Here is an 18573-nt window from a genome sequence, read left to right on the forward strand (position 1 = left end):
CTGATTCACGCGCGTCGGGGCACGAGCAATGAACCAGCGCAAGCCCGGTTAGAACCCATACACCTCACCCGGATTCCCCACAAGAATCTTGCGCCGCCCTTCGTCCCCCGCGACGAGCTCCATCGCCCAGTCGAGCATCTGCGCGTCCTCAGGCACGGGCCGCACATTCGGATGCGGCCAGTTCGATGCCCACAGTCCCCGCTCCGGATACCGCGACGACAGATCGCTCACGAGCCACGCCACGTCGTCGAATGCGGGCGGACCGACGCGCGAACTCTCATACGGCGCGGACAGCTTGATCCAGCAACGCCCGCCATCCAGCAAACGGGACAGCGACGCGAAGCCTTCGCTCTGCGGCGTGACAGGCGCGAGAAACTTGCCGAGATGGTCGATCACGAGCCGGGACGAAAGACGCGACAACATCGGCTCATAGCGCGGCAACGCATGCCCGTCGAGTTGCAGATCGATGTGCCAGCCGAGTGGCGCGATGCGCGCGGATATCTCCGTCAGCGCGTCCCACGGCAAAACGCCGCCCGGGAGCATCATGAAGCGCACGCCACGAATGCCCGCCTCATGCAAACGCTGCAATTCGTCTTCGCCGACATCCGGCGGCACGACCGCGACGCCGCGCGCCCCGCTACCCAGTTCCGCTATCGCCGCAAGCGTGCAGCCATTGTCGAAGCCATAACCGGTTGGCTGCACGACGATCGCGCGGGACAGGCCGAGCGCGCGCTGCATTCGCGCATACGAGGACGCAGGCGCCGGTGGCGGAATGAACGTCGCGCTCGCGGCGAGCGCATAGCCTTCTTCGTACACGTGAATGTGGCAATCGCACGCGCCGTCGAAAGTGAGCGGCGACTTCATCGCGCATCCGCCGGAACGTCGATGCCCGCGTGGCCCCAGCGCGCCAGCCGGAACGCGTGCGCCGCATTCACCGCGCCGACCGGCATGCGACCGTTGAACAGCGCTTCGGTCTGGGCGACCGTCTCCATCGACTGATGCTCGATCGCGCCCGGCGTCAAGCCACCGACATGAGGCGCCGCGATCACACGCGGATGCGCCGCCAGCCGGGGCGATGGCATCTGATCCGGCGCGCGCCCGACATCGAGCGCGCATCCCGCGATGCGTCCGCCCTCCAGCGCGGCGAAGAGCGCGGCGTCATCGACCAGTTCACCGCGCGCCGCGTTGATGAAATACGCGTCGTGCTTCATCGCGGCGAAGGCGCGCGCATCCATCAGATTCGCGGTCTGCTCGTTCGCGGGCGCGAGACAGACGACGAAATCGGCCTGCGCGAGCAAGGCGTCCAGATCGACCGCGCGCACGCGCGCATCGTCGATTCGCGCGTAAGGATCGGACACGATCACGCGCATGCCGAACGCGAGCGCAAGCTCGCACAAGTAGCGCGATATCTGTCCGTATCCGATCACGCCGAGCGTGCTGCCCCGCAATTCGCGGCCCATCTGCGGCACGGGCGCTTCGTTGCGGTGATACGCCGACGCATACGCGGTCGTCGAGCGCGCGAGATCGAGCATTGCGCCGATCACCCATTCGGATACCGCCGGCACGAAGCCCGCGCTCGCCTGCGTGACGAGCACGCCATGTTCGCTGGCAGCATCGACATCGACAGTGCGAATATCCACTGCGCAGCGCACGAACGCCGCGAGCTTCGGCAGCGCCTCGAACAACGCGCGCGGCGCAGGCGTCTGACGATACGCGATGACGACATCCGCATCGCGCGCCTTGTCCGCGAGTTCGGCCGTGCTCAGCTCGCGGTCTTCGGGGTTGTAGGCGGCATCGGCGATCTTCGCCAGCGCCGCCGCCGCGCGGGCGCCGAAATAATGGTCCAGCATGTGCCGGGGGTGACTCACGAATACCTTGTTCATTTTCTGGTCCTGGATTGCTTCGTTACCGGCCTGGCGCTGCCCGGCGGCGCTACCGATTCCCGTTCGACGAGCGTGATCTCCGTGAACAGCGCCTGCTCCGATGCGGGCATCGGCTCGTCGTGCGCGCGCATCACCCGTTCGACCATCGCGGCGGCCATCGCCGGAACCGGAAGCTGCACGGTGGTGAGCGCCGGGTTCGAGATCGCCGCCAGAAAGTGCCCGTCCATGCCGACGATAGACACGTCCTCGGGCACGCGCAGCCCCGATTCGCGCAAGCCCGCCATCAGACCCAGCGCCATCAGGTCGTTGACCGCGACGATCCCGGTCGGGCGCTCGTCGTCGGCCGCCAGTCGACGCGCAAGCGCGCGGCCGTTCTCGGCGATCATCGAGTCGCCGTACTCGTTGACCGGACCGCTGTCGAGCACCTGCGCGCGCCCGGACAGGCCCGCTTCGCTCGCAGCGGCGAGAAAGCCGTCGATCTTGTCGCGCCGGCTCATCGTCATGCCGGTCAGCGTCGCGAACGCAAGCCGCGTGTGGCCCTGTCCGATGAGATGACGTGTCGCCATGCGCGCGGCGCCGAAGTTGTCGGGCGTAACGTGATCGACGCGCGTGGCTTCGCCTTCGGTCGCGCGGCGGTCGTAACTCACGACGACCATCCCGCGTCCGGCGGCGGTTTCCAGATGGCGCTCATTGGCGAGCGATGAAATCACGATCACGCGGCGCACGCCCTGCGAGAGCAGGTCCTCGAAGAACGAGGCTTCCTTCCCGGGATCGCGATACGTGTTGCCGATCATCACCCGATAGCCGTAACGCTCCTGCGCATAAGTTTCCACTTCGCGCGCGATATAGCCGTACATCGGATTGGCAATGGACGGCACCAGCAGTCCGACGATCGGCGTCTGCCCGGTCTTGAGCTGACGCGCCAGCGTACTCGGGCGATACCGCAGCGTGCTGATGGCGGCCTGCACGCGGGCGAGTGTTTCCTGGCGCATCTGATCGATGCGGCCGTTGAGCACGTTCGACACGGTGCTCACGGACACGCCGGCTTCGCGGGCCACATCCTGAATGGTGCTCATAGCGTTGACTTCTACCGGCTACAGGCCGAGCCGGGTCGGCAACCAAAGTGAGAAAGACGGCACCAGAACCAGCGCCACCAGTGCGATGGCCAGCACCAGCAGATATTTGACCATGGGACGCGCCACCGCCTTCATGTCCGTGCCGGTGATCGCGCAGGTGGCGAACAGGCCGAGACCGACGGGCGGCGCGAAGAGGCCGAAACCCATCGCGACGACGATGACCGTGCCGAAGTGCAGCGGGTTGATGCCGAGTTGCGTCGCGATCGGCGTGAGCAGCGGCCCGAAAATGATGAGCGCGGGCGCGCCTTCCAGCACCGCGCCGAACACAATCATGATGAGCACCGAGAGCAGCAGGAACATGGTCGGGCCATACTGATGCGCGAACGCGATCATCGAATCGGACACGAGCGCGGGAATCTGCTCGATGGTCAGCGCGAACGAAACGCTGGATGCGGCCGCCACGATGAACAGAATACTGCTCGCCATCGATGCCGAGCGCACGAACACGCGCGCGATCGATTTCGGCGTCAGTTCGCGAAATGCGAGCCAGCCGACAACGAGGGCATAGACCACGGCGAACGCCGATACTTCCGTCGACGTCGCGATACCCGAAGTCACGCCCTTGCCGATCATCGCGATCATGACCAGTGCGACGAGCGCGCCGCCCAAGAGCGGCAGCCACGCGCGCGGGTTCGTCAGGGCATCGGCGAGGTTGATGCGCCGGCCGCAGATCACGGCGACGATCGCGAGCGCCACGGCGAGCACCGCGGCCGGCACCACGCCTGCGAGAAACAGGCCGGCGATCGAAATGTTCGCGACGAAGCCCATGATGATCATGTTGACGCACGGCGGGATGGTTTCCGCCATCACGGCGCTGCAGGCGAGCAGCGCGGCCGCTTCGTTCGGGTCTTCGCGGCTCTGGCGCACCGCGGGCATCACCACGCCGCCGACCGCCGCGATATCCGCCAGTTTCGAGCCGGACACGCCGGAGAAGAACGCGGTCGCCATGATCGTGATGAGGCCGAGTCCGCCGCGTACCCGCCCGAACATGCGCAGCAGTAGTTCGATCAGTCGCGACGACATGCCGTTCGTTTCCATCAGAAGGCCGGCAAGCACGAAGAACGGAATCGCAAGCAGTACGAAATGATCGGTGCCGGCCATGACCTGCTGCGAATACACGAGCATCGGCAGGGACGGTTCGGCGAGGAAGTAGAGCAGGGCCGAGAAGGCGAGCACGAAGCCGATCGGCACGCCGAGCACGAGTCCACCGATAAAGCCGATGGCGAGCAGCGCGCCGGGCTTCGCCGCATGACCGGGTACGAGGACGTTCCACGCAAACACCGCCGCCGCGATCGCCATGCAGCCGAGCAGCGTGCCGAGCACGAGTCGGCGCGTGCCGTTCAACGCATGCGCGAGGGCGAACACTGTCATGAACAGGCTGCCCGCGACGAGCGGATACACGTTGATCCACGCGGGCAGACCGCTCGGCGTCATCTGCCCGTATGAATCGACGAGCAGCAGACACGACGACACGCAAAGATTGGCGGCGACGCCCGCGATCACCCAATGGCCGGCATGCACGAGCGCCGGTTGCCAGCGCTTGGGCAGCATGCCGCGAAACAGATCGACGCCCACGTGCTGGCTGCGCCCGAGCACGGTGGCCGCGCCGAAGAAGACCAGCACGATCATCAGCGCGCGGGCGACTTCCTCGGCCCAGTCGAACGGGTCGTGCAGGAAGTAGCGATAGATCACGGACAGAAACACCACGAGCACGTCCGCCGCGAGCACAGCCGCGCACAAATATTCGATGCCGCGCATCAGGCGCACGAGACCGCGCGCAAGCGCAGTCTCGCGGCCGAAGTCCGGCGCGGCGAGCGTGGCTTCGGGGCCGGGCGTCGCGGAGAAGGTGGTCATGGCGTCGTTCCTCCGTTCAGGCCCGGGCCGAAGCGATGGCGGTGAAAAGCGGCGCGGTCGCGGGATATTGCTTCGCGAAGCTCGCGTACAACTGCGTCTGCATTTCCTTGCGCGCGGTGTCGCGATCGGCCTGCGACATCGGATAGAAGGTCATGCCGCGCTTCTTGAGTTCCTGCTCGGCGCTGGCGGCGGTCTGGATGGCCGCGACGCGCTGCTTCGCGGTGGCGTCCTGCGCGGCCTTCTGAAACGCGGGACGCAGGTTCTCGGGGATCTTCGCGAGCGCGCGGCGGCCCATCACGACGACGAGCGGGCTGAAGACGTGCTGCGTCTGCCAGCACGACTTCACGACCTCGTCGTACTTGCTGGCGAGCACGGTGGCGCAATCGTGCTCGAAGCCGTCGACGACGCCCGTCTGCGCGGCCATGTACAGCTCGCCGATGGGAATGGGCGTCGGCACGGCGCCCATCAGCTTGAATGTTTCCATGAACGCGGGCGTGGGCAGGACACGCAGCTTCACGCCCTTGATGTCCGCGAGCGATTGTGTCGGCTTCTTCGTGAAGACATTTCGGCCGCCGAAGGAATAGCCCCACGTGACGACGGAGCAGCCGGCGCGCTGTTGCAGCATGCTGTCGAACGACTTGCCGACGCTGCCGTCCATCGCGCGGCCGACGTGGTCGAAACTGTCGAACACGTAGCCCAGGTCCAGCATGCCGAGCTCGGGCAGCACGGTCGCCCAGATCGACGAGCCGGTGACCATCATGTCCACGGCGCCTACCTTGACCTGCTGCACGACGTCGCTTTCCTTGCCGAGCTGGTTGTTCGGGAAGTAGTCGATGCGAATCTGGTCGCCCACGCTCGCCTTCAGGTTCGCGGCGAGATTCTGATACCAGACATAGTGCGCGGCGTTCTCGTTGGCGGGCATCGAAGACGACAAGCGCAGCGCGACGGCCGGCTGCGCGCGCACGATGGCGGGAAAGCCCGCGCCCGCCGCCGCGAGCGAGGCGGCCGAGGCCGTCTGAAGGAACCGTCGCCGGGAAATCGAATGCATGGTGTGTCTCCTGATTGCCGCGTGAGCGCGGACGAGTTTGCGCGCATGCGAGCGTCCGCCGCGCGGCTGTATCGATTTAGTGTATCGATACAGTAGGCGACGGGTCGTCCAACGGTCAACCGCGCGTTTTCCCGTAGGCTCATCCGTTGGACCGACTGCGTTCGCCCTGAATCACCCGCGACACGCCGCAACGGACTGCGACATTGGCCAACCCGAGCATGCAAACGACTCGGCGTTTTCACCTAGTTGACTCGTCCGCGCACTCTGCCCAAACTGCGTTCCATGCGGTGTGATCACACATCACAAGCACAACCGGCATGCCTTTGGGAGGTCTTCTCGTGGCGACTCGCGCATCACCGGACTTACCGGCACTCGAACTGGTTGCACGAGAGACGATGGCGAGCCGCGTCTACACGCAGTTGAGGGAAGCGATCATGACCGGACGCTTCGCGCCCGGGCAGTTGCTGAGCCTGCGCAGCGTCGCCGAAGCGGTCGGCTCGTCCACGATGCCGGTACGCGCCGCGCTCACCCGCTTGCAGGCGGAAGGCGCGCTGATCGACGGACCCGGCCGCGCGCTCATGGTCCCGCCGATGACGCTCGAACTGCTCGAAGAACTCCGCGACGTGCGCATCGCGCTCGAAGGCGCGGTGGCGAAACGCGCGGCTTCGCGAATGACGCGCTCGCATCTCGCCTCGCTACAGGAGATCTTCGACGAGATGGATGTTCACGTAGAAGCGGGCGACGTGGCCGCCTACCTGCGCAGCAACTTCAGATTTCATAGCGCGATCTACGCGCACGGCGCGAGCGAAATCACCCAGGCGACGATCCAGAACCTCTGGATGCGCATTGGTCCCTTTCTCAACCTCGTCGCGCCTGACATTCCTCACATGCGCCGTTCGATGGCCGCGCATCGGCATATCGTCGAGGCGCTGTGGCGCGGCGACGGCGAGGGCGCGCGCGCCGGCATCGAGGAGGACATCGGCGACGCCGCGGCCGATTTGCAGGAACGCCTGCAAAGCGCCACGAGCGACGAAGCAAGCGACGACGGCGGCGGCAATCTGGCGCAGGCCTGAATCGAAGAAGATTCGTACAACGAATGAAAACAAACGGAGACGGACAATGACGGTTCTGCAGATGCTGAAACCGCACGCGGGCTTGCGCGTGCTCATCACCGGAGGCGCATCGGGCATCGGGCTCGTGATTGCGCGGGCGTTCGTCGATGCAGGGGCGCGCGTCCACGTTTGCGATGCGAGCCAGCAAGCGATTGACGAACTCGCCCACGCCGAAGCGGGCGCGGAGTTGAATCCGATCACGGCGACGCTCGCGGATGTCTCGGATCGCGACGCGGTGGAGCGCGTGTTCGCGGACGTGCAAACCCAGCTCGGCGGGCTCGATGTGCTCGTGAACAACGCCGGCATTGCCGGGCCGACCGGCGGCATCGACGAGATCGACGTCAAAGCGTGGGAAGACACCGTCGATGTCAATCTGAACGCGCAGTTTTACTTCGCGCGCCGCGCGGTGCCGCTGCTGCGCGAAGCGAGGGAAGGCGGCACGATCATCGCGCTGTCCTCGGTGGCCGGGCGTCTCGGCTACGCCTTCCGCACGCCGTACGCCGCGACGAAATGGGCCGTGGTCGGCATGACCAAGAGCCTCGCGATCGAGCTCGGTCCCGACAACATACGCGTCAACGCAATCCAGCCGGGCATCGTGAAGGGCCCGCGCATCGAGCGGGTCATCGACGCGCGCGCGAAGCAGCTCAATCTCTCTTACGAAGAGATGGAGAAGCAATATCTCGCCAAGATTTCGCTGCGTCGCATGACGACGCCGGAAGAAGTCGCGGCCACTGCGCTCTTTCTGTGCTCGCCTGCGGGCAGCGGCATCTCGGGACAGGCTATCTCGGTCTGCGGCAACGTCGAAGTTCTCTAACGCACGAGGATCCCATGGCAACGAAACGCAAGGTCATCATCACCTGCGCGCCGACCGGCGCCATTCACACGCCGTCGATGTCGCCATATCTGCCGGTCACGCCGCAGGAGATCGGCGATGCCGCGCTCGCCGCCGCCAAGGAAGGCGCCGCGATCATTCACCTTCACGCTCGCGATCCGAACGATGGCCGTCCGACGCAGGACCCCGCCGTGTTCCAGGAGTTCCTGCCGCGCATCAAGGCGGAAACCGACGCCGTGATCAACCTGACGACCGGCGGCAGTCCGCACATGACGGTGGCCGAGCGCCTGAAGCCCGCGCATCATTTTCAGCCAGAGGTGGCGTCGCTGAACATGGGCTCGATGAACTTCGGCCTCTATCCGATGCTCGATCGCTTCAAGGAGCTTAAGCACGACTGGGAGCGCAAGCATCTCGAGAATAGCCGCGATCTCGTGTTCAAGAACACGTTCGCGGATATCGAATACATCCTGACTTCGTGTGGCGCGAACGGCACGCGCTTCGAGTTCGAGTGCTACGACATCTCGCACTTGTACAACCTCGCGCATTTCGTGGATCGCGGGCTGGCGAAGCCGCCGTTCTTCGTGCAGAGCGTGTTCGGGCTTCTGGGCGGCATCGGCGCGCATCCGGAAGACCTCGCGCACATGAAGCGAACCGCCGATCGCCTCTTCGGCAGCGATTACGTCTGGTCGATTCTCGGCGCGGGCCGCAACCAGATCGCGCTCGGGTCCATCGGCGTCGCGCAAGGGTCCAACGTGCGCGTCGGACTGGAAGACTCGCTGTGGATCGAGCCCGGCAAGCTCGCCGATTCGAGCGCGGCGCAGGTGCGCAAGATCAAACAGGTGATCGAAGGGCTGTCGCTCGATATCGCGACGCCCGCCGAAGCGCGCCAGATGCTGCAACTGAAGGGCGCGGACAACACCAACTTCTGACCGGGAGCGCATCGTGAGCGCGAAGCTGAAAGTCGTCGCGATGCCGACGGGTTGGCTCACCGTCGATCGGTCATCGCAAGTCTATGGCCGTTACTTCGGCCAGCAAATCAAGGTGCCGGTGTGGTCCACGGCCATCGTCGGCGCGGGCAAGAAGATCGTGGTCGATACCGGCATACACGATCCGGGCTGGGTGTCGAGCTTCGTCTGCCCGTGCGAACAGGCGCCGGAAGAAAGGCTGGAACGCGCGCTGAAGGAGTACGTCGGCTGGAGCGCGGACGAGGTCGATATCGTCATCAACACGCACCTGCACTACGACCACTCCGGCGGCAACACGCTTTTCAAGAACGCGCGATTCATCGTGCAGGCGCAGGAATGGGAGTATGCGGGCCGCCCGCTGCCGACGCAGGCCACCTATTACCAGGAGTTCCTGATCGGCCGCGAGCCGCTCGCGTACTTCCGCTGGCAGTTCGTGCACGGCGTCGCCGATATCGTGCCGGGCGTGCGCGTCGTGCCGACGCCGGGTCATACGCCGGGCCATCAGTCCGTCGCCGTGGATACGGAAGAAGGCGTGGTACTGATCGCGGGAGATTGCGCGAACTGCATGGAAAACATCGTCGATCTGGTGCCGGTCGGCATCGTGCACGAGACGCTCGCCGAGATGGGCTCGCTCTCGCGCATACGCCAGATCGCCGATTTCGTGATTCCCGGACACGATCCCAACGTCGTGCCGGGAAGCGCGGGCATCGCATTGCCGGCGAGCGCGCGCTTGCCGCATGTAGTGAAAGAGGCGTAAGTCCGAAAGCAGTCAAGAAGACAACCAGCGGAGGAAGACATGAAAGCATGGACGAATACGATCCGTCATGCGGGCCGGGCAGCGCTCGGCCTCGCGATGGCGACGGCGCTCGCGATGTCGGGAAGCGCGCACGCAGCGGGCAAATACAAGGTGTTTCTGTCGATGAGCTATGTCGGCAACGACTGGCAGACGGAAGCCGCGAACATGGTCAAGGCCATGGCGAACACGCCGGCGCTTAAAGATAAGGTCGATCTCGAAGTGCAGGTCGCGGGCACCGATGCGCAGAAGCAGATCCAGCAGATCAACTCGATGGTGCAGGCGGGCGCGAAGGCCATCATCATCTATCCGATCTCGCCGACCGCGCTGAATCGCGCGATCAAGAATGCCTGCTCGAAGGGCGTGGTCGTCGCGGCGTATGACGCCGAAGTGACCGAGCCGTGCGCGCACAACGTGAACATCGACCAGCATCAGGCCGGCACGGTGACCGCGGAATGGCTCGCGAAGACGATCAACGGCAAGGGCAACATCGTGATGATCAACGGCGTGCCGGGCACCTCGGTGGACCGCGCGCGCACCGAAGCCGCGAAGGCCGTGTTCGCGAAGTATCCGGGCATCAAGATCGTCGCGGAAGGCACCGGCATGTGGAGCCAGGCGACGGCCAAGACCGAACTGTCGAAGATTCTCGCCACCAATAGCTGGGACAAGATCGACGGCTTGTGGATGCAGGTCGGCTGCTTCACGGCGGCGTCGATGCAGCTGGACGCCGGCATCGCGGACGACAAGATCAAGCCGTGCGCGGGGGAATCGTCGAACGGGCATCGCGTGCAGATGCTGCCGCCCGGCGAGGTCAAGGGACAGGGTGCGTATCGCTCCATCGGCTACCGGTCGATCTCTTACGGCGCGCCGCCGTACTCCGGCGCGATGGCGCTCAAGATGGCTGTCGCGAAGCTCGACGGCAAGGACTTCCCGCAGCACATCACGCTGAAGCTGCCGCTCGTGGAGAACGGCCAGTCGAAGCTGTGCAAGACCGGCAGCATCGACGAACTGAAGGCGGGCTGCACGGCCTTCAGCCCGGACAAGGTGCCGCCGGGCTGGTTCGCGGACATCTACTCCGAGGACACGAAGGAAGTCGGCTTCAACGCGGCGCTCACGGGCAACCAGGACTAAAGGCGCTCATCATGAACGACGCATCTCTGGCGATCGATCTATCGAACGTGACGAAGCGTTTCGGCGCGACGGTCGCACTCGACGGTGCGTCGTTCCGCGTGAAGCGCGGCGCGGTGCACGCGCTGCTCGGCGAAAACGGCGCCGGCAAATCCACCACGGTCAAGCTGTTGTCCGGGTTGATGCAGCCGGACGAAGGCAACATCCGCGTGATGGGCGCGGAAGTCGCCATGCGCGGACCGAAGGACGCGCATCGGGCGGGCGTGCAGACCGCGTTTCAGGAAATGACGCTGGTGCGCGATCTCACGGTCGCGCAGAACCTGCTGATGTCGTATGAGCCGACGGGTCTCTTCGGGCGCATCAAGAAGCGCGAAGCGCAGCGGCAGGCGTCGGAGTGGCTCGAAAAGCTGGAACTCTCCGACGTGCGTCCCGGCGCGTATATCCGCGACCTGTCCTTGCCCGTGCGACAGAAGATCGAGATCGCGAAGGCGATCGTGCGCGGACCGCAAGTGCTGCTGCTCGACGAGCCCACGTCCGCGCTTTCCGGGCGGGACGTCGCGTGGTTGTCGCGCCGCATCGATGAACTGAAGGCGAAGGGCGTGACCTTCGTGTTCATCTCGCACCGCATGCAGGAAGTGCGCGAGTTCTGCGACAGCCTCACCGTGTATCGGAACGGTCGCGATGTCGGCGAGTTCGATGCGGCCGATATTACGGATGACGAAGTAATCAAGCTCGTCATCGGCAGATCGCTGGAAGCGAAGTATCCGCCGAAGATCGAGCCGCCCGCGCTGCGCGAAGCGGCGCCGAAGCCGCCTGCGATGGAGGCGCGCGGCGTGCGCGTCGACGGCGTGGTGACCGACTTCGATCTCGTGCTCAAGCCTGGCGAGGTGCACGGCATTGCGGCGTTGCAGGGAATGGGGCAGCGCGAGCTGTTCGAAGCGCTGTTCGGCGCGACGTACGTCGACGACGGGCAAATCCTCATCGACGGCAAGCCGGTCACGCTCACCTCCACCGCCGATTCGCTGAAGGCGGGTGTCTCGACGAGCTTTCTGCCGGAGGATCGCAAAACCGAAGGCCTGTTCCTCCGCTTGCCCGGTGGCGACAACGTGTCCCTGCCGGTCATCGGGCGTTATGCGCGATTCGGCCTCATCGACCGTAAGCGCGAGCAGGCCGCCATCCGCACGTCGCTCGCCCAGATGGAAGTCAACCCGCGCGCGCTCTATAAGCCGTGTCTGTCGTTCTCGGGCGGCAACCAGCAGAAGATCGCGATGGCGAAATGGCTGCTCACGCAAAGCCGCGTGTGGCTGATGTTCGATCCGACGCGCGGCATCGACGTCGGCACCAAGCATCAGATCTTCGTGCTGATGCGCGCTTTCGCGGCGGCGGGCGGTTCCGTGCTGTTCTATTCCACCGATGTCCCTGAGCTCGTCAACGTCTGCGACCGCGTGTCGGTGATGTATCGCGGCCGCAATGTCGGCGAGCTTTCCGGCGACGCGCTCACGGAAGAAAACGTGATGCGCAAGATGCTTTCGACTTGAGAGGTGCTTCCATGAAGGTAGCCATTGCGTCGCCCGACAGCGAGACCGTCAAGCCGGGCACGGGAACGGGATGGGGCGCGCGTCTGGACCATCACCGCGGGCTCATCATCGCGGTCGGCGCGTTGCTCGCCATGCTGGCCGCGTGGGTCGCGCTGTCCGCGACGCCGGTCGGCATGTACGACCTCGGCTCGGTCATTTCCAGCGCGACGACGCTCGCGCTCGCGGCCATCGGACAGACCATCGTCGTACTGACCGGAGGCTTCGATCTGTCGGCCTCCGCGGTCGTCTCGCTCGCGAATGTGCTTGCAGTGCGATTCGTGCAAGGCACGCCGCTCGAACAATGGATGGGCGCGGCGCTCATCATCGGAATCGGCGGCGGCATCGGGCTCGTCAACGGCGCGCTGATCGCCTGGTTCCGCCTGCAATCCATCGTCGTCACGCTCGCGACGATGTTCATGGTGCAGGGCATGACGCTCCTGATTCAAAACAAGCCGGGCGGCAGTGTCGGCGAGCAGTTCGGCGCATTCCTCACGTCCGATCTGATTCCCGAGAAGTTGCCGATGTCCGCGGGCGTCCTGATCGTCGCGTTGTTGATCTGGGCGTTCGTGAAGCGCACGCGCTTCGGCGTCGGCCTGTACGCGCTCGGCAGCGATCCGGACGGCGCGTTCGCCAACGGCATGCCGGTGACGCGCTATCGCATGGCGACCTATGCGCTCGCCGGCATGTTCTACGCGGCGGCGGGGCTGTACGTGTCGGCGCAGACCGGTTCCGCCGATCCGCTCGTGGGCCGTCCGCTGCTGTTGTCGATGTTCACTGCCGTCGTGCTGGGCGGCACCTTGCTCGGCGGCGGGCGCGGCGGCTGCGTCGGCACGGTGTTCGCGGCGATGACGCTGATGATCACCGTGAATATTCTGCTGGTGCTGAACGTATCGGCGTTCTTCACGACGATCGCGGAGGCGGTGATTCTGATTCTCGCGGTGCTCGGCGCTTCGATCGGCGAGGAATCGGCGGCGCGTGAGTCCATGCGTCACGCGGCGCAGTGGCTGAAGGCGGTGCGAACAGGCACGCGCGTCACGAGCGACGCGCGGGCGCGGCGCGTGACGTTCCAGGTGAACGACTTCCGCCCGATCGAGAACACGGAGCTCAAGGGCCGCGCGATCGGCGACTGGATCGAGCGCAATCGCGAATGGGCGAAGTATGTGCTGCCCGCCTATCTGCTCTTCATCGGCGTCGTCGCGGTGACGGGCGTCGTCTACGGGCCGGGCGTGCTGTTCAGCGCGAACTTCTACAGCAGCCTGCTCACGCTCACGCTGTTCCTCGCGATCCTCGGGCTCGGTCAGGGCGCGGTCATCCTGACCGGCGGCCTCGATCTGTCGATGCCGTGGCTCATCACGCTCTCCGGCGTGCTGCTGACGGGCCTCACGCACGGCGTCAACGGCGCGGCCGCGTGGGCCGTGCCGGTCGTGCTGGGCGTAGGCGTGCTCGTGGGGCTTTTCAACGGCATCGGCGTCGTCATGCTGGGGTTGCCGCCTATCGTCGTCACGCTCGCGGCCAACGGACTGCTGCAAGGCCTGACGCTCATCTACTGCAACGGCTCGCCGCAAGGCTGGGCGCCGTCGGCGGTCAGCGACTTCACCAATGGCAGGCTCGGGCCGCTGTCGCTCGCCGCGTGGAGCGTGCCGGTGTTTCTCGCGTTCGCGCTATTGCTTTTGCATCGCACGCCGTTCGGGCGTCGCATCTATGCAGTCGGCAACTCGCAGATCGCGGCGAAGCTCTCCGGCGTGCGCGTGGGCGCGGTCCTGATTGCCGTGTACTGCGTCTCGGCCGTGTGCGCGGCGCTCGTCGGGCTGCTGCTCGCCGGCTTCAGTTCGCAGGCCTTCCTCGGCATGGGCGATCCTTACCTGCTGCCGTCCATCGCGGTCGTCGTGGTGGGCGGCGCGCTCATCACCGGCGGACGCGGCCATTATCTCGGCGTGTTCGGCGGCGCGCTGCTGCTGACGGCGCTGGGCACGCTGCTCGCCGGAACGACGGTTCCGCCTGCGGTGCGCGACATCATCAACGGAGTGGTCGTGCTGGCTGCCGTCATCACGCTGCGCGACAAACGCGCCTGACATAAGGAGAACGAAACATATGAGCACGAGAGAGATAGCGGTGATCGGTTCGGGGCGGATCGGCCGCGCATGGGCGATCGTGTTCGCCCGCAGCGGTTTTACCGTGAAAATCCACGATGCCTCGCGAGACATGCTGTCGGGCGCGATCCCCGCCATTCGCGAGAGCGTCGAGGATTTCGCTTCCTTCGGCCTGATCGACGAGAGCGTGGACCGTATCGTCGGGCGCATCGAGGCGTGCGATACGCTTGCCGAAGCGGTGGCCAACGCGGATCTGGTGCAGGAGAACATCGCCGAGATCGTGGAAGTGAAGCGCACGATGTTCGCGGAACTCGACCGCCTCACGAAGCCCGAAGCGCTGCTCGCCAGTTCGACTTCAGGTTTGCCCGCGTCGACGTTCACGGAAGGGCTGGAGGGTCGCGCGCGGTGCCTCGTCGCGCATCCTGTCAATCCGCCGTCGCTCGTGCCGCTCGTCGAACTTTGCGGCACGCCGTGGACGTCGCAAGAGACGCTGCAACGCGCGCGCGCGATTTACGAGGAAGCAGGACAGAGCCCCGTCACGGTGAACCGCGAAATCTCGGGCTTCTTGCTGAACCGCATTCAGGGAGCGGTACTCGACGAGGCGTTGAGCCTCTACGAACAAGGCTACGCGAGCGCCGCCGATCTCGACACGGTCATGCGCGATGGGCTTGCCATGCGATGGTCGTTCATGGGCCCGTTCGAAACCATCGACCTGAACGCGCCCGGCGGCGTGGCGGATTACGCGTCGCGTTATGGCGGCACCTATCGCAGCATCGCGGATACGCGCGTGCCGTTCTCGTGGTCCGAAGAAACCATCGCGAGCCTGCACGCGCAGCGCCGTGAACAGCTCCCGGCCGACCAGATCGAGGCGCGCAGCCGGTGGCGCGATCGCCGTCTGATGGCGCTGCTCGCGCACCGGCGCGCCGAGAAGAACAAGAACGACTGACAGAACGAACCCATCAAGGAGACGACGATGCCCGAAGTACGCTTGCTGGTCGATGCGAATAATCACCTGGGCGAAGGACCGCTCTGGGACGTGCAGCAAGATCGGCTCTACTGGATCGACAGCACGGCAGCCGAAATCTACAGTTGCCGCGCGGATGGAAGCGAGGTCACGCGTTACTTCGTGCCGCATCATATCGGCTCGATGGCGTTGCGCGAGAAGGGCGGCGCGGTGGTGGCGCTCGCCAACGGTCTGCATTTCTACGACTTCGAGTCGCAGACCGTCGAGTTCATCGCCGATCCCGAATCCGACGATCCAGAGACGCGCTTCAACGACGGCAAGGTGGATCGGCGCGGCCGCTTTATCGCGGGCACGATGGCCTACGACTTCGACCGCTATTTCGCGGATCGCGGCCAGCGTTCGACGCGCAGCGGCGCGTTGTACCGGCTCGATATCGACGGCCGCGTGACGCGGCTCGACAGCGGCATCACCTGTTCGAACGGTCCGTGCTGGAGTCCGGATAACCGCACGTTCTATTTCACGGACACTTACAGCAAGGAGATGTACGCCTACGACTACGACATCGAAACGGGCGGCATTTCGAACAAGCGGCTTTTCGCATCGGCCCGGAACATGGCGGGCACCTTCGATGGCGCGACTGTCGACGAGGAAGGGTATATCTGGTCGGCGCTGGTGTTCGGTGGGCGGATCCTGCGCTTCTCGCCGGATGGAAAGCTCGATCGCGTCGTGCCGTTTCCCGTGCGCAATCTGACGAGCGTGATGTTCGGCGGCGCGAATCTCGACACGCTGTACGTATCGACCATGGGCCGGCCCATGTGGGGCATTCCGCAGAAAGAGCAGGACAAAGGCGGATTGTTCGCGGTGACGGGACTCGGCGTGAGAGGGCTTCCCGAGCCGCGCTTCGCTGGATGAATGCGGCCGGTGCGCCGGTCCAGGCGAACGGCACCGAAGGGTCTACGAAGCCAGAGCCCCGCGTCACTCGCCCGATCCGCGTACGCCGTTATTCATTGCTCGCATGAACCGGTAAACGAGCGCGGCGCGCGAGCGCACGCCGAGCTTGGCATAGATTGTTTTTACATACGTGCGCACGGTGAACTCGCTTATCTGCAAGCGGCCGGCGATCTGCTTGGTCAGAAATCCCATGCATACCAGCTGAACCACTTCCATCTCGCGCCGGCTCAGCATGCGCATGATGTCCATGCCGATCGCGCCATCGGGTCCCTTCATGGCGTCGTAATCCGGGCGCATCGGCCGCTCAGTGACGACGGCATAGCGCTGTCCTTCGAACTCGAAGCGGACGATCGGATCATTGCCGCCGCGCGACGTTACCGGCGGCTCGCTCTGATGCGCCGCGCGCGGCGCGCCCGAGCCATCGACAAGGACTCGACATAGCTTGCCTCCGAGTTCGATTGTTCCGACCTCGCGCATGCCGGCCGCGTCCGCGAACTCGACAAGCACGGCATCGTGCGGACGCCGCTGCGAATCGCAGGACGCTCTGCGCTTGTCTGAAACCGTCGCCACGAAGCGCCTCCCATCGGATCGGCTCAATCCTGACGCGAAAGCGTAAAGCCGTTCGGTAGCCGGTGATTGCCTCCGACTCCGCGTGCGCCCGCAAAGCGGTGCTCCGCCGTGTCGTCATGCGGCGGACCACGTGGCACGAGCGTCACGCGAATCCACTGGAGGCCTCACTCATCGCAGCACGAATGCAAGCGCCGAAGAAGAGTCGTTTGGATACCTTGCAATGCGATCAACGCGAATTGCGATCAGGTTACTGCCGTTATTTTTAGGTATACCGAATGTAAAAACGCAAGATATATCTCGGCTGAAAGTGCGCTACCTCATATGCGGTAATCCGTTCGCATCCGCCACTGCGCGCTAATGTCTTCTGTGTCGCTTCAAAAAGCGGGTTCAGAGGGGCGAGAGCCGACGCAGCAACCCGCATGCATGTGCCCCTTCTGACGATTGAACCGCGTGCGTAAGTTCCTACACTGCGCACATGGATCGGCTCGCGCAGTCGATGTCAGTTGCGGAGAAAGCAATGAGTGATCTCTTTGATAGCGACCTTGCAGATCAGGCCGATGCCGACAGTGCCGACGACTTGGATCCGCCCAATCAGTTCGACGAATCGGCTGACGGCATGTATGGCGACGAGGCATTCGCCGATAGCGGCGATTGTGCGACGGAGGACTGCTTCGACGGGATGTCGTCAATTGAAGCGGACGACGTCGACGACATGGCATTGTGGAACGCGTTCGAAGAAGAAGTCGCCGATGGGCTCGACGCCGCAAGCGACGACGAATTCATCGGCCGTTTGCTCGGCGGCCTCGGGCGCGCGGCGGGTCTGGTGAGCCGCGGCATGGGGAGCGCGGCGGGCGCCGCAGGCAGGATCGGATCGTTCGCAAGCCGAGCGGGCGATATCGCCGGCGGCGTGGGACGCGCGGCGCGTGTGGTCTCGCCCGCTGCCGAAACGGCCGCGCGGCTTGCGCGCTTGCTGGGAGCGCCCGGCGCAGGGAGCGTACTCGATCAGGTAAGCCGCGTCGCGCAGGGCGTCGGGTCGGCCGCGGGGCGGGCGCAAAGTATCGCCGGATCGCTCGGCCAGACCGCGAGCGGCGCGCAGGGACTGTTCAGCCAGATCGGCCAACTGCTGGGACAAGGCAACAGCGCCGACGATGCGTTCAACGCAGTCATGGACCTCTATCTCGAAGATGGCCTCGACGAGGCTCTGCCCGCCGCAGTCGCACTCGCGGCGCGCGCGGCGGCGCGGGGGCTCGGTTATCGCAATGTCGCGCAGTTATCGGAGGCGGGCCGCCGTGCGCTCGTGCGCGGCGTCGCCGCGGCGGCGCGTGAACTCGCGCGGCGGCGCGGACCGCAGGCCGTGCGCACGCTGCCGAGGCTTTCAGAATCGGCGGCGCGCGTGGCTCAGCGGCAGGTGCCGACGCCGCAGCAGGCGGTGCAGGTGCTGCGCCGCGGTCTGCCGCGGGCGGCGCAGCGGCTCACCCAGCAGCCCGGCCTGGTGCGCCGCCTCACGCGGTCGCCGCGAGCGAGGCCTTCATCCGCCGGACCGCTCGCGCGCCCCCGTTCGCTCGGACGCGGCCTGCCTGGCGTCGGTCGCGGGCGGACCCGAACCATCCGGATCAGCGGGCCGGCGACGCTGACCATCACCCCGCGCTGAGCGTTGTCGAACAGGGAGC

The 18573-nt window shown here is 65.4% G+C and carries 16 protein-coding genes; 10 read left to right on the forward strand and 6 right to left on the reverse strand.

Annotation, left to right across the window (positions count from 1 at the left end):
• Nucleotides 1-48: 48 nt before the first annotated feature.
• The 5 genes from LDZ24_RS19880 to LDZ24_RS19900 are packed head-to-tail and all read right to left on the reverse strand — an operon-like array spanning nt 49 to nt 5921.
• Nucleotides 49-864, reverse strand: coding sequence for an amidohydrolase (locus LDZ24_RS19880; protein WP_248323834.1), 816 nt, complete (start codon nt 862-864; stop codon nt 49-51).
• Nucleotides 861-1883 carry a hydroxyacid dehydrogenase gene (locus LDZ24_RS19885; protein WP_248323835.1) on the reverse strand — a complete coding sequence of 341 codons (1023 nt, stop codon included), beginning with the start codon at nt 1881-1883 and terminating at the stop codon, nt 861-863. Before LDZ24_RS19885 ends, LDZ24_RS19880 begins: the two co-directional genes overlap by 4 nt.
• The gene (locus tag LDZ24_RS19890) at nt 1880-2959 is read right to left on the reverse strand and encodes a LacI family DNA-binding transcriptional regulator (protein WP_248323836.1); all 1080 of its coding nucleotides are present in this window, start codon (nt 2957-2959) and stop codon (nt 1880-1882) included. The genes LDZ24_RS19885 and LDZ24_RS19890 overlap by 4 nt, the downstream gene beginning before the upstream one ends.
• A gap of 18 nt (nt 2960-2977) precedes the next feature.
• Entirely contained in the window at nt 2978-4873 is a 1896-nt protein-coding gene (locus LDZ24_RS19895) for a TRAP transporter large permease subunit (protein WP_248323837.1), read from the reverse strand.
• Nucleotides 4874-4889: 16 nt separating this feature from the next.
• A complete protein-coding gene (locus LDZ24_RS19900) occupies nt 4890-5921 on the reverse strand; it encodes a TRAP transporter substrate-binding protein (RefSeq protein WP_248323838.1) in 1032 nt (343 codons plus the stop codon).
• Between the two features lie 338 nt (nt 5922-6259).
• On the opposite strand from LDZ24_RS19900, the gene LDZ24_RS19905 reads away from it, so the two are divergent.
• From LDZ24_RS19905 to LDZ24_RS19945, 9 genes are read left to right on the forward strand one after another with little or no spacing between them, the layout of a single operon-like run.
• Nucleotides 6260-6994 carry a GntR family transcriptional regulator gene (locus LDZ24_RS19905; RefSeq protein ID WP_248323839.1) on the forward strand — a complete coding sequence of 245 codons (735 nt, stop codon included), beginning with the start codon at nt 6260-6262 and terminating at the stop codon, nt 6992-6994.
• Between the two features lie 46 nt (nt 6995-7040).
• Entirely contained in the window at nt 7041-7847 is an 807-nt protein-coding gene (locus LDZ24_RS19910) for an SDR family oxidoreductase (protein WP_248323840.1), read from the forward strand.
• A gap of 14 nt (nt 7848-7861) precedes the next feature.
• Complete coding sequence (locus tag LDZ24_RS19915) at nt 7862-8794, forward strand: 3-keto-5-aminohexanoate cleavage protein (protein WP_175942647.1); 933 nt, start codon at nt 7862-7864, stop codon at nt 8792-8794.
• 13 nt (nt 8795-8807) lie between these two features.
• On the forward strand, nt 8808-9587 hold the full coding sequence (locus LDZ24_RS19920; RefSeq protein ID WP_248323841.1) for an N-acyl homoserine lactonase family protein: 780 nt from the start codon (nt 8808-8810) through the stop codon (nt 9585-9587).
• Nucleotides 9588-9626: 39 nt separating this feature from the next.
• Nucleotides 9627-10754, forward strand: a complete 1128-nt coding sequence (locus tag LDZ24_RS19925) for a sugar ABC transporter substrate-binding protein (RefSeq protein WP_175942651.1) — start codon at nt 9627-9629, stop codon at nt 10752-10754.
• An 11-nt stretch (nt 10755-10765) separates the two neighbouring features.
• Nucleotides 10766-12289: a sugar ABC transporter ATP-binding protein gene (locus LDZ24_RS19930; protein WP_248323842.1), complete on the forward strand. Its 1524-nt coding sequence runs from the start codon at nt 10766-10768 to the stop codon at nt 12287-12289.
• 11 nt (nt 12290-12300) lie between these two features.
• A complete protein-coding gene (locus tag LDZ24_RS19935) occupies nt 12301-14400 on the forward strand; it encodes an ABC transporter permease (RefSeq protein WP_248323843.1) in 2100 nt (699 codons plus the stop codon).
• Nucleotides 14401-14419: 19 nt separating this feature from the next.
• Nucleotides 14420-15364: a 3-hydroxyacyl-CoA dehydrogenase gene (locus LDZ24_RS19940; protein ID WP_248323844.1), complete on the forward strand. Its 945-nt coding sequence runs from the start codon at nt 14420-14422 to the stop codon at nt 15362-15364.
• Nucleotides 15365-15391: 27 nt separating this feature from the next.
• On the forward strand, nt 15392-16294 hold the full coding sequence (locus LDZ24_RS19945) for an SMP-30/gluconolactonase/LRE family protein (RefSeq protein WP_248323845.1): 903 nt from the start codon (nt 15392-15394) through the stop codon (nt 16292-16294).
• Nucleotides 16295-16357: 63 nt separating this feature from the next.
• Here the strand turns inward: LDZ24_RS19945 and LDZ24_RS19950 are convergent, their stop codons facing one another.
• A complete protein-coding gene (locus LDZ24_RS19950; protein ID WP_248323846.1) occupies nt 16358-16903 on the reverse strand; it encodes a response regulator transcription factor in 546 nt (181 codons plus the stop codon).
• A gap of 475 nt (nt 16904-17378) precedes the next feature.
• On the opposite strand from LDZ24_RS19950, the gene LDZ24_RS19955 reads away from it, so the two are divergent.
• The gene (locus LDZ24_RS19955) at nt 17379-18554 is read left to right on the forward strand and encodes a hypothetical protein (protein WP_248323847.1); all 1176 of its coding nucleotides are present in this window, start codon (nt 17379-17381) and stop codon (nt 18552-18554) included.
• Nucleotides 18555-18573: the final 19 nt, after the last annotated feature.

The organism is Caballeronia sp. Sq4a (assembly GCF_023170545.1).
In the GTDB taxonomy this organism is placed as follows: domain Bacteria; phylum Pseudomonadota; class Gammaproteobacteria; order Burkholderiales; family Burkholderiaceae; genus Caballeronia.